Here is a 25,638-nt window from a genome sequence, read left to right as displayed (position 1 = left end):
CAGTTTTTCTGGAATGGATTTATTGATATCCCCAAACCATTGTTAGCAATGTACCGAAAATTGTAACCAATGCAACGAACAATCCGTAATAAACGTTTGTGTAAATCGAAGCTTTATCTTCAGACTCTCCTGCATGCATGAACATAACAAATTGAAGTGCAGCTTGCATGAAAGCTGTAACAAGTAGGATGATCACAGCCATTTTAAGCGAGAGATCAAACACAATAACTGATAGTGCGACCAAAGTCAGGACTAGCGAAAAGGCAAATCCCATAACTTGGCCCCGTGGGAATAATTCTTTCATATTACATCATTCCTTTCAGGTAGACGAAACTGAAGATGAAAATCCAGACAACGTCCAAGAAATGCCAGTAAAGTGAAAAGATGAAAGCCTTGTTTGTTGTCTGTGGAGTCATACCGCGCTTTTTAATCTGCATGACGATGAAGGTTCCCCAGAATAAACCAAGTGTAACGTGAGCTCCATGCGTACCTAGTAATGTGAACAAACTAGATAAGAAAGCACTTGTTTGAATCGTTGCTCCTTCATGTACATACTCCACGAATTCATAAATTTCGACTCCTAAGAAGCCTAAACCAAGAATAAGGGTGATAATGAAGAAACCAATCGTTGCTTTCTGCCTGCCAAGTCTCATTGCATTGATTCCAAGACCTATGGTAAAACTACTAGTTAAAAGAAAGATTGTTTGAAACATTAGTGTAGGGACTTTAAAAAGATGTTCCCCTGTTGGACCATTTCCAGTACCATCAACTAAGACAAAATAAGTGGCGAACAGTGTAGCGAAAAGAGCTATTTCTGCTCCTAGGAAAATCCAGAATCCAAAAATCTTTAAGCGATTTTCTTCCGTGCTATATTCTAGTGGCAGCGAGTTATCTATTTTCATTACTTAGCACCTCGCAATTTATTTTCAGTTTCTTCGATCTCTTCAACAGAGATATAACGTCCGTGATCTTTTTCGAATGAACGGTGAATCATACAAGCAAAGATACCGATCGTTGCAATGATTGCAATGATCCACATGCTGAATACCAATGCAAAGCCCCAAACGAAGAAGATACAGCTCATGATAAACGGCACGCCACTGTTATTTGGCATATGAATCTTTTCTACTTTACCGCCAAATAATTTGAAGCCTTTTTTCTTTGAATCCCAGAATGCTTCTGTAGAATCAACTGTTGGTACAATTGCAAAGTTATATTCAGGGATTGGTGTATGTGTAGCCCACTCTAGAGAACGTGCATCCCATGGATCGTTTGAGATATTTCTTGATGCATAACGAGTACTCCAATAGATATTGTACACAATAAGTGCAAAACCTATTGCTAAACCAATCGCTCCAACGAAAGAGAGCATATTCAATGGACCATATCCTGTTGATTCAGAGTACGTATACATACGACGTGCCTGCCCATCTAAACCAGTGATGAACATCGGGAAGAATGTTACATTAAAGCCGATTGTGATGAACCAGAACGACCATTTCCCAATTTTTTCGCTCAACATGAAACCGAACATTTTTGGCCACCAGTACGTAAAACCGGCAAGTACGGCAAATACAGTACCAGGGATTAAAACGTAGTGGAAGTGAGCTACTAAGAACATTGTATTATGGTATTGGTAGTCAGCACTTGCCATGGCAAGCATTACCCCTGTTACCCCACCGAGCGTGAAAATCGGAATGAAGGCTAAAGAGTATAGCATTGGAACGGTAAATACGATTTTACCTTTCCAAAGTGTGAACAACCAGTTGAAGATCTTAACACCGGTCGGGACGGCGATTGCCATCGTGGTAACCGAGAAGATACCATTAACCATTGCACCGTGACCCATTGTATAGAAATGGTGAGCCCATACAACGAAAGATAGTGTAGAAATAGCTACCATGGAGATAACCATCGAATTATACCCGTACAGGTTACGACGTGCAAATGTCGAAATGATTTCACTGTAAATACCGAAAGCTGGAAGAATTACTATATAAACTTCAGGATGTCCCCAAACCCAGAACAAGTTCGCCCAAAGCATATCGCTACCGCCATTGGCCATCGTAAAGAATTGAGTTCCGAATAGACGATCCATTGTCATCAACGCAAGTGCCACTGTCAATACAGGGAAAGCGAAAACGATGATGAAGTTTGTGATCAAGATAGACCATGTGAACATTGGCATTTTCATTAAGTTCATGCCAGGTGCTCTCATTTTCAAGATGGTTACGATAAAGTTGATACCAGTCATTAATGTACCAATACCAGCGATTTGAATTGCAATCGCGTAATAGTTCGAACCGACTGATTCACTGAAATCGTTACTTGCCAGCGGGAAGTAAGATGTCCAGCCTGCATCAGGAGAACCACCGACTACGAAAGAGATGTTAAATAGCATTGCCCCCATGAAGAATAACCAGAAGCTTACTGCGTTCAGACGTGGGAATGCTACGTCACGCGCTCCAATTTGTAATGGTGTAACAATGTTCATTAACCCAATGATAAATGGCATAGCCATGAACAGGATCATGACGACCCCGTGTGTTGTAAATACCTCATTATAATGCTGTCCATCCAAAAGACCGTTATCTGGAATAGCCGTTTGAGCACGCATCATAAGAGCATCGACGCCACCACGGAAAAGCATAAGCAGTGCTGACAAGATGTACATGATACCAATACGTTTATGGTCAACCGTTGTTAACCACTCACGCCATAAGTAACCCCATTTTTTAAAATAGGTAATTCCGGCAACAACCGCAATCATGGTTAAACCAATGGCAACCATGGATGCATAAATCGCAGGACTTGGATGAGGTACGGCAAATCGATCAAAGTAATCCATACTTTTGTGACTCCTTTCAGGAAAATATTCCTTATCTTGTAAACCTAGTTGTTTTATCGAACGAAATTAATTCTTAGTGATCATGATTCATGTTGCTGTGTTCTGAATGTTCCTCGTGTGAATCCTTGGAATCATTTTCTTCAGTATCAGAAGATCCGTGGTCATGACCAGCATTTTCCCCTTCAGGAGCTGGTGAGAACTCTAAGTGAGTTCCAGTGTAAGTGGATTGTCCCACATGACCAGGTTTTAATAATTCATTGAATTTTTCCTCAGTAATCGGTTTAGCAGTAGCTTTAATTTCATCTACCCACTTATCGTAATCTTTTGCTGACAATGCATTAACGTTGAACGTTTGCTGAGCAAAACCTGAACCACTGAAGTTTGAATTTCGACCCATATATTCACCTGGTACATCAGCTGCTAAGTGCAACGTATTAACCATGTCCGACATCGCGTATTTTTGTCCTCCAAGTTGTGGAATCCAGAAACTTGAGATTGGACCGAATGAGTAAAGTTTAAATTCAATTGGTCGGTTAGTCGGTATAAACAGATAGTTGACCGTTTCGATATCTTCTTCCGGATAACTAAAATGCCATTTCCAGTTGGAAGATGAAGCGTAGATAACTAAAGGTTCTTGATCTCCGTACCCTTTAGGTGTTGCCTCAACTTCATTTGTTGTTTTAACAGTAACAACGGATAGGAAAGCGACGATCAAAATCGGGATTGCAACCCAAATTATTTCAAGAACCTTACTTCCTTCAATATGAGGTGGTTCATAATCATCACGCTGTTTGGAAGCACGATATTTCATTATCATGACGATATACAGTACCATAACGACAAGGACGACAAAGGACATTGTCCATATCGAAATCATAATAACATCTGCTTGTGTTGCAGCTACTGGCCCTTTAGGGTCCAAGACCATTAATGGGTTATCGCAACCGGTTAGCACAGTGGCAATTGTAAAAAGTATAGTTAATAGAGCCCATTTTATTTTCATAGTACTACCCCTTTCTTACATAATAAAATTCCAATTGGTAATTATTCGGACAAAGTGTTACCATGTTCACAAACCCCGACATACCAATATTAATCCCAAGTGTAAAAAAAGACAATATAAAGTGACATCTGTCACATAAAGTTCAATAAAGAGCAGTAAGAAGATGGTAAATGAACAGAAATGTTCGAAAATCTTCAGCAAATGAAATATAATAATTGTTTAATAAATTACCTTTGGATAATTCACTTATCCGTACAGGATTGCAGATAATGCCGGTCACTTTCCGTTTAATATTACTCTAGTATAATGAAATAAAATCTTCACATTATATTCACCGCTTTTATTGCCTCAAAACTTCTAAAGAATATGAATTATATTACCTATCCTAATTAGTTATCTTTCGTTGAAAAACATGATTCATAGCGGATTTTTTTCACTCGGCCATGGAAGCTGGTTAATGGTAGCCGCCTTGTACACGATATTTTTTCCATGCTTCAATACCCTTATGATCCAACACTGGTCAATATTATATATATATAAGGAAACAACAAGTGTGAAATGTAATTGTGTTTTTTCTCCTCGCAATACTTTTTGCCCTTTCAGTATTCCTAAACAGCCGTTTAACATTAGGCGTGGGTGAAGTAATTCAGTGGTCAGTCAAACTTGTTACAACTAGTCAAGTTGTTTATCAATCAATACCAGCGGACTGGACCAAAACCATTTTACAAAAAAGTACATTTGGTGGTTCAATCAACTCCGGATTTTGGAAGCTCACTACTCAAAAATCAACGACATCCCTTTTGTATCTTCAGGGAAAAACACATAAAAAACCACAAAAAAAGGACTTTTTAAAAGTGTCCTTTTCTCGTGGATATAGTTCAAAATGCAAAGTGAAAACTTCCTGGCGTTCAGGCAGTTTGGTTTGAATACCCAAGCACATCGTTAGTATTTCAAATACAAAGGATTACTTGAAATATTTTTTTGTACATGACGAGTGCAGTATATTGTATTGTATTAAAAAGCCAGCTGGTAATTAATTCACGTTCCCTGCGAAATGAAAGCGCATTCAATCATTCGGATCATGTTGACTCAAATTCTTTAGAAAGAAGAACAACTGGTTATGTTCAACCATGTTAGTAAATCTGATGATAGAATGCAAGTTCATTATGCTATATTCCTCGTTTTAGTTACTGAATTCTGTACTTCTTTTTGTTTGAGTGTTAGTCTTTGTTTTCATTTTTATGATTTTAGTCGTTTCCGGTACAATTCTTTTACCTTTATGTGTTTTCATTACCATTTCTTCTGTCAGGACAAAAAATATACCAACTAGAAAAATTGCAGCTGCGCTTAGTGTGATGGCGATTCCAACGGCGGTAAATATATAATCCTTATTGTAATCGCTTACAAAGAAGCTTAAAGCAAAAATAATAATTCCGATTACACAACCTGTGCCCGATACCCATTTCACTGCATCTAACATCTTCTGATTAGCTTCCATAATTTCATCCCCTTTCTTTCTATTTTATGACATTTCACAAATTTGTCAAATCTTTTCTATTTTTTAACATATACACAATGAAAACCTTGACAAATAGAACGCGCCACTATTCGCTTTTAGGTATTCAAGACTATAGGGAAAATCTGTAAAACAGTGCAAATACACTATCTGTTTTTCCTATATTAACCTTTTGTATACTATTAAATAGGGGGTTGGACAATTTGAACGTTCTTCCACTCCATGCGCTCGCTTTCCCCGCAAGAGTCTCGCACCGTCCGTTCCAATCAACTTTGTTTTAACTTTTAGATAAAAACTTTTAGCCTGAATCTTTATTGTTACAAGTATGGTATATGTTGGATTACATTAAAGGGACTTAAAAAATTGTCGATGCAGGGAATACTTACTTTCGCTGCTTTTATTGTAAAGAAGATGGACAAATGGACATGGTAAGTTTCAAAAATCGCCTAAAATTCAAAGGGAAAATGGGGTTCGGATTTTTTAATTCCGAACCCCTTTTGTCTACAAACTTAGGCCCCTGATGAAAAATCAGGGGCCCTACCTCTTTCTATCGTTTTTGCAAGGTTAACGTTACCGTTTTCTCTTCAGTACCCCGATATACTTTAACCTTTACCTTATCGCCGATTTTCTTATCTGTATATAAGTACTTCCTTAATGCAGCGGCAGTATTTATTTTCGTTCCATCAATCTCAACGATGATATCCTGTTGCTTAAGCCCCCCATTCGCCGCAGCCGATCCTGCTTCTATACTCGTCACCATTACTCCGGACTTAACGGCTTCAGGAACATTTTGAATGTAATATTGCGGCAGTTCTTCCATACTAGCCAAGCTGACTCCTAAATATGGGCGCGTGATTTTCCCATTTTCAATCAACTCCGTAACAATCGGAATCACATCATTACTCGGTATGGCGAACCCTAAGCCTTCCACACCGTTTTCGGAAATCTTCAAGCTGTTTATGCCGATCACTTCCCCAGCAGTGTTGATCAATGCACCGCCGCTATTGCCGGGGTTGATCGCTGCATCTGTTTGAAGGACATCGAGTTCCCACTCCCCGTCCGAAGTATCGACTGAAATGGAGCGTCCTGTCGCACTGACGATCCCTTGTGTAACCGATCGTGAAAAATCAAGTCCAAGTGGATTGCCAATTGCCAATACTTCTTCACCTGGACGCATGCTATCAGAATTACCGAATTTAATTCCCTCCGGTGCTTTCGAAGCATCAATTGTCAAAACCGCTAAATCCGTCAAAGCATCCGCGCCGACAACCGCTGCCGTTGCCTTTTGTCCATCATACAATGAAATTTCGACTTCCTTAGCTCCTTCAATAACATGATTGTTCGTAATGATATAAGCTTTCCCATCAGCTTTTTTATAAATGACCCCTGAGCCTGTGCCGCTCTCAACCGTTTCGCTCTCCGTGCTTTGCTGCTGGTACGGGTTCTGGTTTTGCATCTCCTGTAAATTCACGACCCCTACAATCGATTTGGATGCTGATTCGACCATATTTGCCCTATCATTTGAATCCGTACTTGTCGATAACTTTTCCGCAGTGACACTTTTATCCTTTTCAACACTTTCCGTTTGCTGTACACCTGCCGTTTCGGTTGACTCATTCACCGGACTTTTCCCTTGATCTATAAAATCCCCGCCAAATAGAAATACAGACGATGTAACCATTGAAGCAACCGTTCCGGAAACAAGACTGGTTACCCAAAGAGATTTACCCTTTTTCCGTTCTGCCTTGACTCTGACTTGCTCATCACCATTATAATTCTCCATCTTTATCCCTCCTAGAATTGTCCTTTACTTGGCTCCATCATAAACAGTAAATATTAAAAAATTCTTAAGAAAATAAAGAATGAGGCGACCTTTTTACAAAAACCATTAAATTTTTATCGAATCCTGTACTTTGCCGCGCCACAAAATAAAAAAGGCCTCAACAAGGGCCTTCAATCCGACCATTCAGTTTTCCTTACATGACTTCATAAACTTCTTTCGTCTTCTTATTCACGCCATACCAGCCCCAAGTGGTTTTGTGGCCACTTTTCTGACTAGGTTCATCCACCTCGAATACATGAAAAATGTAATCACCCTTTTCGGAATCATGATCATATTCGATATGCAAATCAGGGAAATTTTCCATGTCCACATAACCCTTCACAAGCTTTTCCGCCTGCGATTTACTTAATGTACTGACCGAATCCTTGATTCCTTCACCTTTCGTGTCCGTTACCGCCTTATCTTCTATTTTGGATCCGTCCTCGGTTGCTTCCTCTACCGGTTCGTCATCCCCCTCTACAGTTTCGATTGTGGCCGAGTCTGATAGCGGGTGCATTTCCACCGCCTTTGAAACCATTTGTTTACCTTCCCGGTATTTTGCTTTATATGCGGTTGCTTTTTCAAAATTGCTTTTGGCCGAACCAAAATCCTGTTCGTCGTATTTCTTCATCCCACTTGCCAGAAAACCTGAAAGATCCATTAACTCCCTTGCTTCCGGTGTTTTCGCCTCTTTATAAGCTAATTCAAATGCCTCATGGGCTTCTAAATAATTTTCCTCATTCAACTGACCTTTTCCTAAATCCATATTGGAATCATAATTCCTTGTTACGCAGCCTGAAGCAATCATCACAAAAAAAATAACCATGATTGATCTCTTCACTATGTCACTCCTCACTTTTACATAATGTTCTTTGAATCCATCTTATACCATTTGATAAGAAAACCGATACCTCTATTTCCTATCTTTTTCATTAAGGAAATGTTTACGTCCATGATTAACTTTTTACAAATAGTGGTACAGAATAGATAAACGCTTGAAAGGATGATGTGCAGAATGATGCAGGAAAAACAGACATACCATGTCGATTTGGTAAGCGGCGACGTACTCGGACAAAAACTTGAAGAGAATCCGAGCTTCACTATACACGCAACTGATGAGGAACTTGCAGAATTGAAACAATGCCTGGAGGAACACCGGACAGATGACCTGGAGGCATACGCCCGTTCACATGTGCCCTACCTTCTCTATCACCATGACCGGGCAAATGATAAATACGATGCAGCCATGAAAAGACTTTATTCCCTCATTTATAAATTAGGGGATGAAACGGCACGAAACCATATTGAAGAAATCGGCATATTGAAAGATAACAAATACGAGGGAAAAGAAGAAGTGCAAAAGTTCAAATAACAAATAGGAACAGAACCTGAAATTCAAAGGTTCTGTTCTTTTATGGTCAAGTTCAATCGAATAGCCTCCCCTTCCCCCAATATAAGGAAAAAAGATTCCGTTTTGTGATTCGTTAGACAGTTTTATACGCAGGTTCCTTTCAATCTACATATTTCCCTTTCAAATAGTCTGAACCTACACCGCCAATAACCATTAAAAAATTCGATACAACTGGCAGTTATCAAAGGATAGTATGGGCTGATTAATATCGTTACTCACTTTTGTTAGAACTTTATCTTTTCATTATGGAGTTGACCTGCACATGCATAAAAAAGAGGTTGCTTCGGCAACCCCTCTCAATAAATGAAGGAACTGTCTCAAGTTCCCGGTATAATTTCATTGCAATGACACGCACTAATAACGTTTCGTTATTAAATGTTCCACTCTTTTAATTCCAGTCTCCGAACTTTATGTACAACGTGGGGATCATTTTCCGCTAATGAGAGTGCTTCTTCTAATGTGTCTGCAATATAGACAACCAAGCCGCCTGAGCCATCTGCAAAAGGCCCTCGTGCAAAAACCTTCCCTTTACGATCAAGTTCGTTTAAATACTCGATATGCTGTGGCCGCACTTCTATATTTTTTTCAGCATCAATCATATGTAAAATTGCTGCATAATAAGCCATGCTTTTCCACTCCCTAATTTCGGTTCCAGACAACCAGCTTCATTTCTGTCATTTCTTCCACTGCATATTTTAATCCTTCACGGCCAGTTCCACTTTCCTTCACTCCACCGTACGGCATATTATCCACACGGAATGTCGGAATGTCGTTGATCATGACTCCACCAACTTGTAAATTTTCTGCCGCATCCAGTGCTGTACGTACATCGTTCGTATAAATCCCTGCTTGCAGGCCGTAATTGGAATCATTCACTAAATCAATTGCTTGTTCTACTGATTGGACCTTGTTAATCAACACGATTGGGGCGAACACTTCATGACAAGATACCTTTGAGTAAGCATCAGCATCTAATATGACCGTCGGATGAAGGATATTGCCTTCCGCTATTCCACCTGCTGCAATCTTGGCTCCACCTTGTTTCGCCTCCTCAATCCAATTGAGGGTTCTTTCAACATCATTTGGGGAGATCAAAGCGGAAACATCCGTTTCTGGATCAAGCGGATTACCTAAGTTTAATAGTTTCGTTGCTTCTATAAACTTTTCAACAAAACGATCATAGACTTCTTCATGAGCATAAACCCTTTGTAAAGAAATGCATACTTGTCCCTGGTTTGAAAATGCCCCCGTCACACAACGAGAAATAATCTTATCGATATCCACACCACTATCAATGATGACAGCTGCATTGGATCCCAGCTCCAGCGTCACTCGTTTCAATCCTGCTTTGTTACGGATGCCAATCCCAACTCCTGGGCTACCGGTAAAAGTAATCATGCTTACTCTAGAATCTGTGACCAACTTGTCTCCAACCACTCTCCCTCCACCTGTGACCACATTTAATGCTCCTGCAGGCAATCCTGCTTCCTGTAATAGTTCCCCAAGGAATAAAGAGGATAGAGGCGTTTGGCTTGCTGGCTTTAATACAATTGTATTTCCTGCGGCGATAGCAGGACCTACTTTATGAGCGACTAGATTCATGGGGAAATTGAAAGGTGTTATGGCCCCAATCACTCCAATCGGTTCACGTACAGTGTAACCAAGTCGGTTTTCGCCCCCTTGGGCGGCATCCAGCGTAAGCGTTTCTCCATGAATTCGTTTCGCTTCTTCAGCGGCAAACTTGTACGTTTCAATGGTTCGCGCCACCTCGCCCTTCGCTGTTGTAACCGGCTTTGCTGACTCAATAGATATGATCTGAGCGGCTTCATCTGCGCGCTCCTCAAGAAGTTGGGCCAATGTTTCAAGGATTTTCGCACGTTGGTGGGCCGGCATTTTTGCCATCACCTTTGTAGCTTTTTGCGCCGCTTCGATAGCTTGGTCGGTTTCCTCGTCTGTAGCCAGGGGGATTTCAGCTATGACTTCTCCTGAAAAAGGGGATCGAAGTTGACTATACTCCTGGGCCTCCACCCATTCCCCTTTAATTAGTAAATGTTTTTTTTCTACTTTATCTATGATTGTCATGTTCTCAACCACCCTTCACTCTTTGTATGTGATTCATTTAAAGATTAGAGGCAATTTTTGAAACGGTCGATTCCATTCTTGGAAAATAATATTCTTCTAATTTTGTCGTTAATCCACCGTGACCGAATTTACAGCCGGTATTTTCTTTTCCGGAACTTCGCTTAATAAATTCAAGAAAATATAATATGCTATTTCGTCTTTCTAGAATATTACTAATTCCTTGCTTATAAAACCAAGCATCAATGGTATTATAAACCCCTCTATTTATCCCATACTGTTCATCACAGACTTTAATAAAGGATAAATCAGTTAAGTTTATTATCTCTTCTACATCTAATAGCAATTTGTCCCCTCCTTGCTACTTAGCTCTGCTAATTGAAATGTACTCAATTCCAATACGATTTATCAGCTGGAGTTTTTTTTCATTTTGTAAATCTACTATCCATCAACTTAATTGGTGCTCTGGTTTTTTAGTGCTCTTCAATGCTTTTTGCATAAAAACGACTTCTTCACTCAGCATTGAAATACGTTCCAAAACTTCCTCATCAACCAGTTCGTTTTGTGTATTGAAATGGTCGTTATGAGCATAAACAGAGCCAGGTGCAACAAATGCCCGGAAATAACTAGCAATAGGTTTCAGCTGATTTTCAATGACTAAATAATGCTGGTAGGTTCCGCCAGTAGCCACAAGCCCCATTACTTTATTACGAAACTCCTTCGGGGGGATTAAATCAAATAAGTTTTTAAGGGCACCCGTAATCGACCCTTGGAATATTGGTGTTCCTATAATGTAAAAGTCTGCTGAGGTAACGATATCAATTACTTTTTTCGTATCTCCTGTGTATGTTGACGGATTACGGCCATCACAAAATTGAACATCATACTTTTTCAAATCAAGCAGTTCTATCTCGATATCTGGATGGTTATTCTTAACTTCCTCTAAAACCTTTTCAATAACAACTTTCGTCTTTGTTCCTATGATCGTTCCTGAAATTCCCAGTAATTTCATTTCACTTTCCTCCTTATTAATACACATCGATAAAAGGCGTCTACCCTTCAAATTTCACTACCTCATTATGAACGGGTCAGGAATCGGTTCAGATGATGTATTGATCCAAACCACTTTATCTTGCATATATTCATGAATCGCTTCATAACCGCCTTCTCTTCCATAACCGCTTAGGCCAGAGCCGCCGATTGCAGCAATTGGTGAAATACTTCGATAGGTATTAACCCAAACGATTCCAGCACGTATAGCTTTCGCGACTCGATGGGCTTTTGCAATATCACTTACCCAAATTCCGGCCGCTAATCCGTAATCAGTACTGTTTGCTAATTGAATAACCTCTTTTTCATCTTTAAAAGGGATAACACTTAACACAGGTCCAAATATTTCTTCTTTAGTAATGCGGGAATCGTTATCGTGATGCTCGAAAATAGTGGGCTCAAAATACCATCCTTTATCTAAGTATTCAGGCTTTTTACCTCCGCAAACAAGTTTTCCACCTTCATCTAACCCGATGGCTACGTATTTTTGGACACGCTCCAATTGGGCTTGCGTTGCCAGCGGTCCCATTTCTGTATCATCTTGAAATGGATCACCAATCTTAATTTTCGATACACGGTCTACGAGTTTTTGCATCACTTCATCGTAAATGTCGACATGTAAAAATGCACGTGAACCAGCCACACAACTTTGTCCAGAAGCACCAAATATACCAGCTATGATTCCCATCGCGGCATTATCCGGATTAGCATCATCAAACACGATATTCGGTGATTTCCCTCCAAGTTCAAGTGATACTTGAGCAAAATTTTGAGCCGAATTACGAACTATATGCCGTGCTGATTCCGAGCCTCCCGTAAAGGCCACACGCCTTACAAGAGGATGTGAGGTGAGTGTATCGCCTACAGGCATTCCAAAGCCGGTAACGACATTGACTACACCAGGTGGAAAACCAGCTTCTTCAACCAGTTTCACCAGCTCCAATAGAGATGCCGAAGTCATTTCTGAAGGTTTAATGACTATAGTATTTCCTGCTATAAGTGCAGGTGCAAGCTTCAAGGTTGTTAAATAAAGAGGGGAATTCCAAGGAGTAATGGCGGCTACTACCCCCAGCGGCTCTTTGGACGTAAAAGCGAACATATCTTTTTTATCAATAGGTAAGGTTTGACCATGGATTTTATCTGCTAGCCCTGCATAGTAATAGAAAAACTCAGGTAAATATTTTACCTGACCACGCATTTCACGTATTAATTTCCCATTATCCAGTGATTCGACTTTCGCAAGCTCTTCAGAGTGAATGGCAATCAGCTCTCCAAGCTTTCTAACCAGGCGCCCCCGCTCTGTGAATGTCATATCAGTCCACCCTGAATGCAAGAATGCATTATGCGCAGATTGAACGGCATGATTTACATCTTCAGCATTCCCTTTTGCGACTTGACACCAAGCTTCTTCAGTTGCAGGGTTATAACTATCGAAATATTCACCACTTGACGATTCTACCCATTCTCCGTTAATATACATCTGATATTTCTTCAGCTCTTTCACATCGAGTCACCCCTTTGCTTTTGCCTTTCAATAAACGACCTAATAGCTTCGTTCACTATTTTGGATCCTTCCATCGGTAGCATATGCCTCATATTAGGTACTATCATTAGTTCTGAATGCACAATCTTTTCTTGCATTTTTCTCGCCATTTCGGGATTTGAACCTACATCATGCTCCCCCGTTATAATTTGGGTCGGTATATTTATCTGGTGAATCTGCGGCCACAAATCTTCATCCGCTGTTGCAAATAGTGTATAGGCAGCTAAATATGAAGCAGCGTCGTTTGTCTGAAGTCTTTTCCGAATCTTACTGACGGTTTCTTCCTGCAAGTTTAAGAATTCTGGATTAAACCAACGTTTAATGGCTGGTTCAATTGTTGCCAAAGGTCCCGTTATTTTCACTTCTTCCACTCTTTTTAAAACGGCTTTCCTCTGTTCTTTCGTCCGATTGGCCACTGCGTTCATGATTGTTAGCGTTTTCACTTTATCCGGATATTTTAACGCAAATGCCTGAGCGACCATCCCACCCATGGAGAAACCAATAATATGACTTCTCTCAATTCGTAGGTGATTCATCAGTTCTGCTAACTGCTCAACAAACTGTGAAAGGGAATAAGGACCCGGAGGATGCTCAGATCCTCCGTGCCCAACCATGTCATATGTGATAACACGGAAATGTTTCGACAAATCTTCAACTTGTTCTTCCCACATCGTAAGATCAAGACCAACACCATGAATAAAGATAAGCGATTGACCAATCCCTTTCTCTTCATAATGAAGCGAATCTTTTCCATGCAATGTAGTTGGCATTAAACCAGCCCCATTTCAACCATATCTTGATGCCTGTTTCCTGTTCTTGGATGAGGACGTCCTCCTGTAGAAACCCCAATAGCAACAACAATCTCATCGGCCCTTGGTGCATCAGGTATAGAAGCTTCGAATGTAATGAAATGAGAACGTTCAGAATCATCCGTCTTATGTACCATCGGTATGAGCACCGCAGTTCCAGCGCCACCACGCTTATTAGTAAAGCTCAAGATACTCGTTCCTTTCACAGCGTCCCGGAATTTGTTACCGAATTTCAAAGTATGGATAAAAGCTGATGCATGTTCAACTTCCCCATCCACTCCCACTACAGCTGCCTTGCCGAATGCTTCGACATCATCAGCCGAATCAATGTGCTTAAATAGTTCAGCAACTAATAGTTCGCCAATTTGCGGTGCATATTCGTCAATTTCCGGTTTTAAATTATCAACATACCCTCTGCCAGCCCATGGATTTTTGATAACCGCCATAGTTATTATCATCTTGATGGGATTCTCTACTTTTTTACCGCCCTCAATACGTGTTTCTTCAATAGCTGTATACACTTTACGAATATCTAACATTTACATTACCCCCATTTTAGCTTCTGTGAATTTTGGCATAACTTCTTCCGTGAACAATTTTAAACTTTTCATCATTTTTTCATGTGGCAAACCATTATGATTGACCCAAAGCAGTAATGTTTCTAAATTCAGCTCTTCCTTCAATTCTTGAATTTTCTCTGCTACATAGTCAGGTGTACCAAACAATAAATTTCTTGGATGTAAGAATTCATAGTTCAATTCCTGTCCTTCCTTTACTGTTTCGCCCGGATCCATAAGGTTGCTTAGCCCCCTCCAGTGACAAATCCAGCGATAATTGTTCAATACTGCTTCGGCAGCATCTTGACGAGCCTGTTCCATGGTTTCCGCTACATATACATCACGTACTAAAGCAATACCCTTACCAAGTGGAACTTCATAGCCTTTGGATTTGGAAGCCCTTTCACGATACAGTTCAAAACGGCCTTTTAGTTCTTTGACGGTAGGCATCCAAAACATTCCTTGTATATCGTTCTCCGCAGCTAATTCAATAGAACGCGGTGAATCAATTACTTGCCACAGAGGAAGTGATTGCTGATAAGGTCTAGGCATAAGGGAAATTTTATCAATTTCGCCTTTTTCCATATCCATGAATTCCGAAGTTGATGGACTCATAGGGTGACTCCACTTTAACCCTTTAGGAGGAAATTGATAGATGTCACCTTGATGTGAGAAGAAACGGTTTGACCAAGCCTTTTTTAAAATTTCCAATGTTTCTTCAAACAGTGCCCGGTTTTGTTCTTGATTTGCTGGATCCGCCAAAGTGTTTAGATTAGCCGCTTCCCTTCCGTATAATCCACGAGCCAGGCCTACTTCCACACGACCTTTGCTTAACTGATCAAGCATTGCTATGTCTTCCGCCAAACGAAGTGGATGCCAGAAAGTGGCGACATTGGCAGCTTGGCCAATTCGAATGTTCTTTGTACGTGCAGCAATATCGGCACCCATTAAGATCGGGTTAGAAATCAGTTCATTTCCTTCATGACCAAAGTGGTGTTCGGTATACCAAATCGAATCATAACCATTTTCATCACAGTAAATGGCTTGCTCACGGGCTTCATCCAACACTTTATAATACTCATCATGTCTTCCCTGTCCTGCAAGATTTGCAAAGATTCCAAATTTCATAAAACTCATTCCCCCTCATATCACTTTTTTTGACCAAGTTTTTTTGCTATTTCCATCTTAAGCTGCATTCCACTTGCTTTTACATGCTGTCTCATTGCCTTCTCCGCTTCTTCCCGATTGCCTTTTTCTATGGCTATCAAGACCGCCTGATGTTCCTTTAGTGATCTCTCACGGCGAATCGGATCTTCAATGGTTAAAAAGACATATTGTCTATAAGGTATTTGATTGAGCAGCAAATTTAGCATGTAACTTAATTTAGAGTTATTGGCGCCTTCTTGAATGACTGAATGAAAAACATCATTAGCCTCGACATATAGCTTTTTATCCGAAGTTTGTATAGCAATCTCCATGTCGGACACCGCTTGCTTAAGTTTATTAATGTCTTCAGCACTCCCGCTTTCTGCAAGCAAACCCGCTGCAAGCCCTTCCATTACTTCCTTTAAAGTAAATAACTCATTTAGTTCCTTTTCAGTTGGTTTGGTCACACACGTTCCAACTCTTGGAATGATCTCGACTAACCCTTCTCTTTCTAGCTGTTTAAATGCTTCCCTAATAGGGGTTCTGCTAACTTTATAATATTCAGATAAAACAGTTTCCGATAATTTTTGTCCTGGTTCATATTCTCCAGTTACTATTGATTCGCGTATGGCGTTCGTAACCTGAGCCGTAATCCCCAACGTTAAGATAGCTGTAATGAAAAGCCCCTCCTTCTAAAAGTTTGTACCATGTACCATGCAAGCTCTTGATAAGTGCAATTATAGGTCATGTTAAATAGACTGTCAATTCAAAAAAATACAAAATTATATTTTTTATTCGTAGATACACTGTTCCATAGTTTTCAAACAAGAGTTTCATAATCTCAAACATTCAATCTAATAATTAATCTGAAAATTAATCTGATTTATTGAAATTCACTAGATGAATGAACTGATCATTTAGGATAATCCCTTAAAAAATTATTTTTTCAGAAAATATTGACATCTGTATACGCTTACAATTATAGTGATTCTATAAAATATGCTTGCATGGTACATGGTAGTATAACGATTTTGATAGGGGGTAAATTGATGAAAGTTGAAACTCGCAGTATAGAATATATTCCGGCAGATGAACGCTACGGCAAGGCCCGTGATTTATTTCCAATTTGGTTTGGGGCAAACATGCATATTACCACCCTTGTGACTGGTGCATTGCCAATTACATTAGGTCTTAATTTATTTTGGAGTCTGGGTGCAATAATTGTCGGTACCTTATTAGGCGCCATTTTCATGGCCTCCCATTCAGCTCAAGGACCTCAGCTCGGAATTCCGCAAATGATCCAAAGTCGGGCTCAATTTGGTGTAATCGGAGCCATTTTCCCCTTGTTTCTCGTTATGTTTGTCTATTTAGGTTTCTTTGCCAGCAGCGGTTTGCTTGCAGCGCAAACCTTAAGCAGCTTAACAAAGATCGACCAAACTTGGAGCATAATACTTTTAAATGTTCTTTGTTTCGTGGCCACCATTTATGGCTATAACCTAATTCATAAAATGCAAAAATTATTGTCCTGGGCGTCTCTCTGTATTTATATTGTAGCTACATATATAGTCTTCCAATTGCAAGTTCCGGCAGGCAGTTGGGCAATGGGAAATTTGGATTTACCAGTGTTTTTGTTGGCGGTCAGTATGGTTGCTACATGGCAATTGGCATATGCCCCCTACGTTGCGGACTATTCTCGCTATCTACCGATAACCACACCCACTGCCCATACATTTTGGTATAGTTACGCTGGCACAGTCATCGGGACTATTTGGATGATGACATTAGGCGCAACCTTAACCATAGCGATTCCTAACTTCCTTGATCATTCTGGCGGTAATTTGGCCAGCCTGTTCGGAAATTTTGCTTTAATCATGTTCTTTATAATCATCTTTGGACAGCTTGCTATAAATGTCTTTAACCTATATGGGGCCTTCATGGCAACGATAACGACAATTGAACCGTTTTTTAAATTAAAGGTCACAGCGAAAGTTAGAATTGGAATGATTTTCTGTGTAACAGTTGCAGGAACCGTATTGTGCTTACTCGGTCAGAGTAATTTTCTATCCTTTTTCTTGAATTTCATCTTTTTCATTAGTTATTTTTTAATTCCCTGGACATCCATTAATCTTGTTGATTATTATTTGCTGCGACATGGCCGTTACAATGTAAAAGATATTTTTGATGTGAACGGTCAATATGGAAAAATAAATTGGATTACCTGTATGGCATTTCTTGTATCAATCTTGGCGGAAATCCCTTTTATAAATACATCATTCTATGTAGGACCTATAGCCAAGGCCTTTGAAGGTGCAGATATCGCTTGGATTATTGGCTTAGTTGTACCAGCTGTCTTGTATTACTTCCCTATGAGAAAAAAGTTGAATCTCGCTGGAAATGCAATAAATAAACAAGAGAATAGTTCGATAGAGAATACAGACACTTCCGAGAAAAATGTTAAGTAACTTAATTTCAAGTGTCGGATAACAGAGAACCCTAAAATGAACTGCACCCAACGTTAGTCACCAACTAACAATTTGAGGTGCAGTTTTTTACTTTATACGATTAAGGAAAAAAACCTAAAATCTATTGCACAAAAAAGACATGAAGCATCTCAACAAGAACTAGAATAATATTTCCATTACTACAACATCATTGATTCAAGATAAATTTAAAAGGCATAATTAAATAAAGTGCCTAACTTTTTGTTCACTTCAATGAAAGAACCTTTTTATTTAGTTTACTTATTTTTCTCCTAAAATAGCGAGTGGACTAAATACTTCATAATGAACATGGTCTTTCGATACACTCCAATTATTCAGGGCGTCGTTGATTGCTTCCATAAAAGGAATAGGTCCGCAGAAATAAAAATTAGCTTCCTTTGATGGAACGATAGATTGCAGGAAGTCTAACCCACGTATCCTTCTTTATCAAAATGTCCTGAGGTTCGATCGGCTTCTGTTGGTTCACCATAGACTACATATGATTTTATATGTTGGTGTTCATTCACTATTCGTTGCAGATGATCTTTAAAAGCATGTGTTTGGCTATTGCTTGTTGCATGGATAAACGTAACCTGACGGTGTGGTTGCTTTTCTATAATGGTATTTAACATGCTAAGCAAAGGTGTAATTCCAATCCCCCCACTAATCAGAACAACGGGTAAATCGGTGTTATCCAGTTCGAAGTCACCTGCAGGAGCAGAAAATTGCAGCGTATCTCCAACTTGCATCTGTTTATGTAAATAGTTAGATACAATTCCTGATGGAGCAACCCCATGGGCATCTTCACGTTTAACACTAATTCGGTAGTAATCCTTACCAGGTGAATCCGAAAGACTGTAATGGCGTATGTGCGTATATTTCTCGCCAGGAATTTCAGCCTTTAGTGTTAAAAATATTGCCCAGCATGATAGGAGGCAATGGGTTTTCCGTCTGTAGGCTTTAGATAAAAGGAGGTTACCACATCACTTTCTTTTATCTTTTTATCGATATTGAAGCTTCGATATCCTTCCCAACCACCAGGCTGATGTTCTGTCTCCTCATAAAGGTTTTTCTCAATATCAATAAAGGCATCTGCAATATAGCCATAGGCCTTTCCCCATGCCTCTATGATTTCAGCTGTGGCTGCGTCACCCAACACATCTTTAACAGCTTGAAGCAACGTTTCACCTACAACCGGATACTGTTCAGGCTTGACTCCTATGGCACGATGTTTCTCAGTGACTCTTTTAATTACCGGTTTTATCGCTTCAAGGTTCGTAATATGTTCTCCTGCAGCATAGACAGCATATCCCAAGGCCTCTTGTTGAATTCCTCTTTTTTGGTTCGTTTGGTTAAAAAGATTATAAAAATCAGGAACTTTTGAAAATAGTAATTCATAAAATCTCTTTCCTATTGGTTTACTATGTTCCTTGAGAACATGTGCTGTTGACTGAACGATTTCTATGGTCTTAGCATCAAGCATGTTAAAATTCCCTCCTCAAATTCCAGGGGTATTTACTGTAAATAGCATTCCCACTAAATATTGGAGTAACCATGATATTTTGGCACTGTTCACTTATCACTGCTACTTCCGCCCATTTGGAGATTTGGAATCCCTTAAGATAATTCAAAGACACCATACCTATTAGTACGGTGTCTTTTGTTATTTTAGTATCCTTGTTAACTTAAACTGAACCTTTATATCAATAAGGACAAAGCAGCTGACCAGTAGCAGAGAAAAATGTTATAGGGTCCAATTGATAAGCAATCCTGCTTGTGCTAACCCACCACCGAAACCATATAATAAGATTTTCTCACCATGATTGAGCTTTCCTTCGCTTACTCCTTGATCTAAAGCTAATGGTATTGTTGCTGAGGAAGTATTTCCATACTCCACTAAGCTATATAATGTACGCTCAATTGGAAAACTGCTTCTATTACATATTGACTCAATCATTCTTAAATTTGCACTATGCGGAACAAACCAATCAACATCATTCAAATGAAAATCTGTATTTTTCATCACAGTTTGCATTCCTTTTGGAACAGTAGTAACAGCCCATTTATAAACCTCACGTCCATTTTGGACAAGGTTACCACTATTATTCAAGTCTTCACCATTTATACGTGTCGATAGGTTTGTACTATATAAATATTTTCCGCCTTCTCCTTCCGAATATAAATGTGACGAAATAAAACTTGGCTGTTTTTCATCATATTCTACAAGAACTGCTCCTCCACCATCTCCAAATAAAATACAAGTGGCTCGATCTTCATAGTCCATAATTTTAGATAAAGTATCAGCTCCAATAACGAGAACTTTCTTGTTTAAACCAGATGTTACTAATCCATTAGCTACATGCAGCCCATAAGTAAATCCTGCACAAGCAGCGTTTAAATCAATAGCTCCAGTATTCTTAATACCTAGCTTAGCTTGGACTAAAGAAGCTACACTAGGTGTGTTGAAATCAGGTGTAAATGTACAGACAATAATCATATCGACATCTTCGACAGATTTATCATACCGTTCCATTAAATCCTTTACAGCTTTATAACTTATATCACTAGTAAACTCTTCTTCATGTGCAATTCTTCGCTCTTTAATACCAGTACGTTTAACAATCCATTCATCATTGGTTTCAACCATTCTTTCTAAGTCCTTATTTGTTAACCTTTTTTCTGGAACATAAGAACCTATCGCAGTAATACGTGCTTTGGATTTGAACATAAAATAGCCACCTCGTGTTATGAATTGCATCAATTTTATAACTGATATTAATACCTGGTACTAATTATAAAGTAAAAAAAATCTTATGCAACTACCGGTCACTTTTAAATCCATAAGAGAAAAAGAGCTGAACGACAAAGAACGATCGCTACTGATAATTAAGAAGATTCTGCTCCAAAATAGTAAGGTATATCGTAGCCAGAACATCCTGTTACGCGGAAGTGACGGGTGAACCCCTTTTGTCTACAAACTCAGTTATCTAAAGAGAAATCCGGTATTACCACTTTTAATTTCCTAACCGTAACGGTAACAATTGAAGTTTATTAATATTCGTATCCTTTTCCGAATAAATAATATACCAAATATCCCAATAAATTAAATAAAGTAAATGCCAGAATCCACCCAATATGTAATCATTTATAATGTTATTAAAAGGTAAATAAGGGCCCTGTAAAAATTTACAACTGTGTTCAATGTTTATACCCCAACAATGAGGGATCAAAAAGTCCTCCTGTCCCCATTTTAGCGTAAAAAAAAGTACATTATTTTTAAGTATAATGATGAAGATGCGAAAATTCCATGAACCGCCCCTTCTTAAAAAGGAAAAAATCCTGTTGCATTCCAACAGGATTTTTATCAATCTTCAAAATTCACAATTATAGGATTTCTGTAGATTAACGGGACGAAACCATTTTAGTGTTTTTGTTTGTAATAGGTTACCGCGAGCGCAAGGGCCAGCACTGTTCCTTTGACGATATCCATCGCATAATACGGAACGGACATCATGATCAAACCGTTTTGAAGGATTCCAATCAAGACTGCACCGACAAAGGTTCCAAATGCATTCGGTTTTCCCGCTCCTAAAACGGAGGAACCAATGAAGGCTGCCGCAACGGCATCCATTAAATAGGGAGAACCTGAATTGATTTCCGAGGTCATGACTCTTGAAGCTAGAACAATCCCCCCGACTGCAGCTAATAGGGCTGAAAGCAGATAGGCAAGGATTTTGTATTTATTGACCGATATCCCGGAAAGTCTCGCCGCCTCCTTATTCCCCCCAATAATGTACATATAACGACCATGCTTCGTATAAGTCAAAAAGATATGGGTCGCAATCACAATGACTGCCATGATCAAGATTATCCATGGTACCTGGCCAATTTTGGCGAAAAATGGGCTGATCAGACCTGTTGCGAATGTCCCGTCGGGCATGACCATATTTTGTGAAACCGTTGCCCCTTTTGTATAAGTAAGGGCAATTCCCTGGATAATGAACATGGTAGCCAATGTCATCAGCATGTCGGGAATTCTCAATTTAACGATCATGAAGGAATTCAAGGCCCCTACGACAAGTGAGGCGCCGATCGCAGCTAATATGGCGATTAATGTATCCTGCGAAAACCAGACGAACATTGATATGACGATGGCATTGGCCAATGATGCAACGGATCCTACGGAAAGGTCGAAGCCATCCACGGTCAGCGATATCGTAATGCCGATCGCAATGATGGTCACGATTGAAATGGAACGCAGGATGTTGATCAAATTATTCGTTTGAATGAAAGCTGGATTGGACACGGCAAAAATTCCAATCAGAATGATAATCGTCAATATTGTGCCGTATTTATAGAAAAAGTCGAAAAGTTCCGGCCTTTTTTTCGCTTTCGCTGTCTGTGTAACAGGAATGGGTATGCTCATCCTATTTTCCTCCTGTTGAATAGAATAGTAGTTCTTCTTCATTCGTTTTGCTAGTTTCTAATTCGATGACAGTGCTCCCGTCATATAACACATATGTCCGGTTGGTAATGCCCATGATTTCGGAAAGCTCGGATGATGCATAAATGACCGCTTTCCCATTCCTTGCAAGCTTTGCAATCAATTCGAATATATCCTTCTTGGCTCCAACATCGACCCCTTTCGTTGGTTCATCGAATATGTATACATCCGCATCGGCCATAAGCCATTTTCCGATGGCAACTTTTTGCTGGTTACCACCTGAAAGGTTTTCGACATTTACTTCCCCTGAAGGAGTTTTAATGCCGAGACTTGAGATCATTTCCTTCGCCTTTTCCTTTTCCGCCTTACGATCCACGAAACTGAACGTCTTGCAGAATTTGCCGAGGCTGGCTGCAGTCAAGTTCGCCGAGACTGATTCCTGAACGAGGACCCCTTCTTTCCTGCGTTCCTCAGGTACAAGTGCCAGACCGCTTTTTACTGCTTCGTGCGGTGATTTCAAAGAAAGCTTACGACCATTCAGGACCACTTCCCCCGCTGTAATCGAAGTATGACCGAAAAGGGTTTTACAGAGCTCCGTTTTTCCCGCTCCGACTAACCCTGCCAAGCCGATTATCTCGCCTGCTTTAACATTCAGATTGACATTCTTGACTTTCTCGGCATCTGACAATCCGCTCACTTCCAGAATGACGTCTCCGATCGAAGCATTCACTTCTGGAAATTGGTCATCCATGGTTTTACCGAGCATATTCTCTACCACTTCGTTACGGGTCATGTCCTCCTTCTTTCGACAAGTGACACGCTCCCCATTTCTCATGATTGTAATTTCCTCACAGATTTCAAAAATCTCAGGCAGACGATGTGAAATGAAAATGATTCCAACGCCTTTTTGCTTTAATTCATTTACAATTCGAAAAAGTTCTGTCGTCTCCGTATGACTTAACGGAGCAGTTGGCTCATCGAGAATCAGGAATTTGCAATCTGTCGAAACGGCCCTTGCTATCAGGACCATCTGTTTTTCAGCCAAGGTAAGATCTCTTACCAGCTTTTTCGAAGGGACACGAATTTTCATATCTTCAAGAATATAAGAGGCTCGTTTGTGCAGCTCTTTCCATTGGATCCTCTGTTTTTTTTCCATGTTTTGGACCATATCGTTCAACATTACATTTTCGCCAACCGTTAAGTAAGGGATGAGGGCTGTATCCACTTCCTGATAAACAATTTGAATGCCTTGTTCCTGAGCCGCTTTTGGCGAGCGGATATCCTGCCTCATCCCATCAATGAAAATGTCACCTGAATAATGAACATGGGCTCCCGATAAAACTTTCATTAACGTCGATTTTCCTGCTCCGTTTGCACCGACCAATGCGTGGGCTGTCCCTGATTGTACGGAAAAACCAACTTCACTCAGCGCCTTCACCCCTGGAAATTCAATCGAAATCCTCTTCATTTCTAGTTTCGTGCCCATGTCCATTCCCCCTTATTGAACAGACACTCCCTTCTACTTGAAAGAGAGTGTCTCTTTTTACTTTTTATAATGATCTTTCAAAACTTTCATCCAATCTTCTTCAAATTCCGTAGATTCACCCCAGCCATCGACAATACCAGACAGATTTGCCATGTTTACCGCTTCTTTTGAAGCTTGGACTTGCTTTTGTGAAATAAGTGAAGCCTCTAAGTCATAGGTTTGCGGAGTATCTTCGCCCGCTAATTTTTTAGCCAATATCCTCATATTCACTGCACCGATCAGCTTGGGATCGACCGCTGCCGTGTAGGACCATGAGCTATCAGCCGATTGGATTTCCTGGAGATCTGCGTTAGATACATCAATACCATATATCTTCACTTCATCGCGGCCCGCTTCTTTAATCGCCCGGGCTGCACCGATGGCAAAGGCATCCCATGTTGCGAAAATGGCATCCAATTTACCTTTAGGGTATTTATTCAGCATTGCGGCTACAGCATTTTGTGTCTGAACCGAAGTATCAGCAGATGCCACCCCGAATCTTTCGACTTCTTTAATCCCAGGATTTTCTTTTAGTTTTTCCTGATAGACTGCATTTCTTCTTACCATTGGTGGGAAACCATCCACCCAAAGATAGGCAATTGCCGCTTCACCTTTCTGCTCTTTTAACAGTTTATCAAAAGCCAATGTTGCCAACGCTTCATCATCCTGTGAAGTTAATGTCACGCCATCAATTTTAGATAGTTCGCCTATTGAATCGAACGTGACAACGCTTTTACCTGAATCAACCAACTTTTGAACGTCATTCACAGTTGCTGCATCATCACCATGGGAAATGATATACCCATCGTAATCTTCCTCCAAAGCCTGCGCTATCGCATCATGAAATTTAGCCGTATCACCATTGGCTGTATATGTATCCACTTGAAATCCCAGTGCTTCTCCTTCTTCCTTCGCCCCCGCCAGGTATTGGGCCGTATGATCATCACCGCCAATTTTACGGATCACTTTGATCTTGGCTCCATCCCCATCTGCAAATCTTTCCGGTACATTTTCAAATGATACTTTTTCTTCTTTCTTCGATTCTGTGGAACTCTGCCCAGTGGAGCACCCCGTTAAAAGCAAAGCCGAAGCGATGGCTGAAATGAATATTCCTTTAATAGACCTTCTCATCTTGTTTTCCCTCCATATTTTCAATTTAGTCTTATCAGTTTAGTTGGTGTAAATCCCAAAATAAAAACCTCTCTAATATAGAGAGGTTTAATCAGCTGTTTTGCAGACTTGTCCCTCTCTTATCTGTCAAAACATTTCTGTTTTGCAGGATTTAGCACCAATTCCTAATGGAACGGTTGCTGGGCATCTTAGGGCCAGTCCCTCCGCCACTCTTGATAAGAGATATATTGTGTTACGTTTTCGTAATTATCACTTTATAGGGATATAGTCATAA

22 protein-coding genes, 1 pseudogene and 1 riboswitch are annotated in these 25,638 nt (G+C 40.0%); of the genes and pseudogenes, 2 read left to right on the top strand and 21 right to left on the bottom strand.

Features of this window, described 5'->3' with window-relative positions; genetic code table 11:
- Positions 1-19: 19 nt before the first annotated feature.
- From qoxD to JNUCC41_RS11675, 7 genes are all read right to left on the bottom strand, one after another.
- The gene (qoxD, locus tag JNUCC41_RS11705) at positions 20-304 is read right to left on the bottom strand and encodes a cytochrome aa3 quinol oxidase subunit IV (RefSeq protein WP_076370787.1); all 285 of its coding nucleotides are present in this window, start codon (positions 302-304) and stop codon (positions 20-22) included.
- 1 nt (position 305) lies between these two features.
- Complete coding sequence (gene qoxC, locus JNUCC41_RS11700) at positions 306-902, bottom strand: cytochrome aa3 quinol oxidase subunit III (protein ID WP_141992696.1); 597 nt, start codon at positions 900-902, stop codon at positions 306-308.
- A complete protein-coding gene (gene qoxB, locus JNUCC41_RS11695) occupies positions 902-2,848 on the bottom strand; it encodes a cytochrome aa3 quinol oxidase subunit I (RefSeq protein WP_192207719.1) in 1,947 nt (648 codons plus the stop codon). Before qoxB ends, qoxC begins: the two co-directional genes overlap by 1 nt.
- Positions 2,849-2,921: 73 nt before the next feature.
- Entirely contained in the window at positions 2,922-3,851 is a 930-nt protein-coding gene (gene qoxA / locus JNUCC41_RS11690) for a cytochrome aa3 quinol oxidase subunit II (protein WP_192207718.1), read from the bottom strand.
- A 1,183-nt stretch (positions 3,852-5,034) separates the two neighbouring features.
- Complete coding sequence (locus JNUCC41_RS11685; RefSeq protein ID WP_192207717.1) at positions 5,035-5,349, bottom strand: hypothetical protein; 315 nt, start codon at positions 5,347-5,349, stop codon at positions 5,035-5,037.
- A gap of 565 nt (positions 5,350-5,914) precedes the next feature.
- Positions 5,915-7,150: a S1C family serine protease gene (locus tag JNUCC41_RS11680; RefSeq protein WP_192207716.1), complete on the bottom strand. Its 1,236-nt coding sequence runs from the start codon at positions 7,148-7,150 to the stop codon at positions 5,915-5,917.
- Positions 7,151-7,343: 193 nt separating this feature from the next.
- Positions 7,344-8,030 carry a hypothetical protein gene (locus JNUCC41_RS11675; RefSeq protein ID WP_192207715.1) on the bottom strand — a complete coding sequence of 229 codons (687 nt, stop codon included), beginning with the start codon at positions 8,028-8,030 and terminating at the stop codon, positions 7,344-7,346.
- A gap of 174 nt (positions 8,031-8,204) precedes the next feature.
- On the opposite strand from JNUCC41_RS11675, the gene JNUCC41_RS11670 reads away from it, so the two are divergent.
- Positions 8,205-8,561 (top strand): hydrolase, encoded by a 357-nt coding sequence (locus JNUCC41_RS11670; protein ID WP_192207714.1) that lies wholly within the window; start codon positions 8,205-8,207, stop codon positions 8,559-8,561.
- Positions 8,562-8,971: 410 nt separating this feature from the next.
- Here the strand turns inward: JNUCC41_RS11670 and JNUCC41_RS11665 are convergent, their stop codons facing one another.
- The 9 genes from JNUCC41_RS11665 to JNUCC41_RS11625 all read right to left on the bottom strand — a co-directional run bounded on the left by JNUCC41_RS11665 (position 8,972) and on the right by JNUCC41_RS11625 (position 16,443).
- A complete protein-coding gene (locus JNUCC41_RS11665; protein WP_192207713.1) occupies positions 8,972-9,226 on the bottom strand; it encodes a YciI family protein in 255 nt (84 codons plus the stop codon).
- Positions 9,227-9,239: 13 nt separating this feature from the next.
- A complete protein-coding gene (locus JNUCC41_RS11660) occupies positions 9,240-10,682 on the bottom strand; it encodes an aldehyde dehydrogenase family protein (protein WP_192207712.1) in 1,443 nt (480 codons plus the stop codon).
- Between the two features lie 37 nt (positions 10,683-10,719).
- The gene (locus JNUCC41_RS11655; RefSeq protein ID WP_192207711.1) at positions 10,720-11,025 is read right to left on the bottom strand and encodes a hypothetical protein; all 306 of its coding nucleotides are present in this window, start codon (positions 11,023-11,025) and stop codon (positions 10,720-10,722) included.
- Positions 11,026-11,127: 102 nt separating this feature from the next.
- The gene (locus JNUCC41_RS11650) at positions 11,128-11,691 is read right to left on the bottom strand and encodes an NADPH-dependent FMN reductase (RefSeq protein WP_192207710.1); all 564 of its coding nucleotides are present in this window, start codon (positions 11,689-11,691) and stop codon (positions 11,128-11,130) included.
- Between the two features lie 57 nt (positions 11,692-11,748).
- Positions 11,749-13,233 (bottom strand): aldehyde dehydrogenase, encoded by a 1,485-nt coding sequence (locus JNUCC41_RS11645; RefSeq protein WP_228467603.1) that lies wholly within the window; start codon positions 13,231-13,233, stop codon positions 11,749-11,751.
- Positions 13,230-14,042, bottom strand: a complete 813-nt coding sequence (locus tag JNUCC41_RS11640) for an alpha/beta fold hydrolase (protein ID WP_192207709.1) — start codon at positions 14,040-14,042, stop codon at positions 13,230-13,232. Before JNUCC41_RS11640 ends, JNUCC41_RS11645 begins: the two co-directional genes overlap by 4 nt.
- Entirely contained in the window at positions 14,042-14,620 is a 579-nt protein-coding gene (locus JNUCC41_RS11635) for an amino acid synthesis family protein (RefSeq protein WP_192207708.1), read from the bottom strand. The genes JNUCC41_RS11640 and JNUCC41_RS11635 overlap by 1 nt, the downstream gene beginning before the upstream one ends.
- Positions 14,621-15,766, bottom strand: coding sequence for an LLM class flavin-dependent oxidoreductase (locus JNUCC41_RS11630; protein ID WP_192207707.1), 1,146 nt, complete (start codon positions 15,764-15,766; stop codon positions 14,621-14,623).
- A 20-nt stretch (positions 15,767-15,786) separates the two neighbouring features.
- Positions 15,787-16,443 (bottom strand): GntR family transcriptional regulator, encoded by a 657-nt coding sequence (locus JNUCC41_RS11625; RefSeq protein WP_228467602.1) that lies wholly within the window; start codon positions 16,441-16,443, stop codon positions 15,787-15,789.
- Between the two features lie 390 nt (positions 16,444-16,833).
- Between JNUCC41_RS11625 and JNUCC41_RS11620 the strand changes: the two genes are divergently transcribed.
- Positions 16,834-18,246 (top strand): purine-cytosine permease family protein, encoded by a 1,413-nt coding sequence (locus tag JNUCC41_RS11620; protein ID WP_192207706.1) that lies wholly within the window; start codon positions 16,834-16,836, stop codon positions 18,244-18,246.
- A 279-nt stretch (positions 18,247-18,525) separates the two neighbouring features.
- Here JNUCC41_RS11620 and hmpA read toward each other — a convergent pair.
- From hmpA to JNUCC41_RS11590, 5 genes and pseudogenes are all read right to left on the bottom strand, one after another.
- Positions 18,526-19,747: pseudogene (gene hmpA / locus JNUCC41_RS11615) on the bottom strand (NO-inducible flavohemoprotein).
- 261 nt (positions 19,748-20,008) lie between these two features.
- Entirely contained in the window at positions 20,009-20,992 is a 984-nt protein-coding gene (locus JNUCC41_RS11610; RefSeq protein WP_192207705.1) for a ketoacyl-ACP synthase III, read from the bottom strand.
- A gap of 693 nt (positions 20,993-21,685) precedes the next feature.
- A complete protein-coding gene (locus JNUCC41_RS11600; RefSeq protein ID WP_192207704.1) occupies positions 21,686-22,690 on the bottom strand; it encodes an ABC transporter permease in 1,005 nt (334 codons plus the stop codon).
- A 1-nt stretch (position 22,691) separates the two neighbouring features.
- Entirely contained in the window at positions 22,692-24,194 is a 1,503-nt protein-coding gene (locus tag JNUCC41_RS11595; RefSeq protein WP_192207703.1) for a sugar ABC transporter ATP-binding protein, read from the bottom strand.
- A gap of 57 nt (positions 24,195-24,251) precedes the next feature.
- On the bottom strand, positions 24,252-25,364 hold the full coding sequence (locus tag JNUCC41_RS11590; RefSeq protein ID WP_192207702.1) for a sugar ABC transporter substrate-binding protein: 1,113 nt from the start codon (positions 25,362-25,364) through the stop codon (positions 24,252-24,254).
- A 116-nt stretch (positions 25,365-25,480) separates the two neighbouring features.
- Positions 25,481-25,586: riboswitch (SAM riboswitch) on the bottom strand.
- Between the last annotated feature and the right edge of the window lie 52 nt (positions 25,587-25,638).

This window comes from Brevibacillus sp. JNUCC-41, assembly GCF_014844095.1.
In the GTDB taxonomy this organism is placed as follows: domain Bacteria; phylum Bacillota; class Bacilli; order Bacillales; family DSM-1321; genus Peribacillus; species Peribacillus aracenensis.
Note: the sequence above shows the minus strand (reverse complement) of the source record. Positions and strands in the feature narration are given on the sequence as shown.

Bases quoted from the DNA above. Each gene is read 5' to 3' on its own strand.
- qoxD (WP_076370787.1), bottom strand. From the start codon at position 304: ATGAAAGAATTATTCCCACGGGGCCAAGTTATGGGATTTGCCTTTTCG.
- qoxC (WP_141992696.1), bottom strand. From the start codon at position 902: ATGAAAATAGATAACTCGCTGCCACTAGAATATAGCACGGAAGAAAAT.
- qoxB (WP_192207719.1), bottom strand. From the start codon at position 2,848: ATGGATTACTTTGATCGATTTGCCGTACCTCATCCAAGTCCTGCGATT.
- qoxA (WP_192207718.1), bottom strand. From the start codon at position 3,851: ATGAAAATAAAATGGGCTCTATTAACTATACTTTTTACAATTGCCACT.
- JNUCC41_RS11685 (WP_192207717.1), bottom strand. From the start codon at position 5,349: ATGGAAGCTAATCAGAAGATGTTAGATGCAGTGAAATGGGTATCGGGC.
- JNUCC41_RS11680 (WP_192207716.1), bottom strand. From the start codon at position 7,150: ATGGAGAATTATAATGGTGATGAGCAAGTCAGAGTCAAGGCAGAACGG.
- JNUCC41_RS11670 (WP_192207714.1), top strand. From the start codon at position 8,205: ATGATGCAGGAAAAACAGACATACCATGTCGATTTGGTAAGCGGCGAC.
- JNUCC41_RS11665 (WP_192207713.1), bottom strand. From the start codon at position 9,226: ATGGCTTATTATGCAGCAATTTTACATATGATTGATGCTGAAAAAAAT.
- JNUCC41_RS11660 (WP_192207712.1), bottom strand. From the start codon at position 10,682: ATGACAATCATAGATAAAGTAGAAAAAAAACATTTACTAATTAAAGGG.
- JNUCC41_RS11650 (WP_192207710.1), bottom strand. From the start codon at position 11,691: ATGAAATTACTGGGAATTTCAGGAACGATCATAGGAACAAAGACGAAA.
- JNUCC41_RS11640 (WP_192207709.1), bottom strand. From the start codon at position 14,042: ATGCCAACTACATTGCATGGAAAAGATTCGCTTCATTATGAAGAGAAA.
- JNUCC41_RS11635 (WP_192207708.1), bottom strand. From the start codon at position 14,620: ATGTTAGATATTCGTAAAGTGTATACAGCTATTGAAGAAACACGTATT.
- JNUCC41_RS11630 (WP_192207707.1), bottom strand. From the start codon at position 15,766: ATGAAATTTGGAATCTTTGCAAATCTTGCAGGACAGGGAAGACATGAT.
- JNUCC41_RS11620 (WP_192207706.1), top strand. From the start codon at position 16,834: ATGAAAGTTGAAACTCGCAGTATAGAATATATTCCGGCAGATGAACGC.
- JNUCC41_RS11610 (WP_192207705.1), bottom strand. From the start codon at position 20,992: ATGTTCAAATCCAAAGCACGTATTACTGCGATAGGTTCTTATGTTCCA.
- JNUCC41_RS11600 (WP_192207704.1), bottom strand. From the start codon at position 22,690: ATGAGCATACCCATTCCTGTTACACAGACAGCGAAAGCGAAAAAAAGG.
- JNUCC41_RS11595 (WP_192207703.1), bottom strand. From the start codon at position 24,194: ATGGGCACGAAACTAGAAATGAAGAGGATTTCGATTGAATTTCCAGGG.
- JNUCC41_RS11590 (WP_192207702.1), bottom strand. From the start codon at position 25,364: ATGAGAAGGTCTATTAAAGGAATATTCATTTCAGCCATCGCTTCGGCT.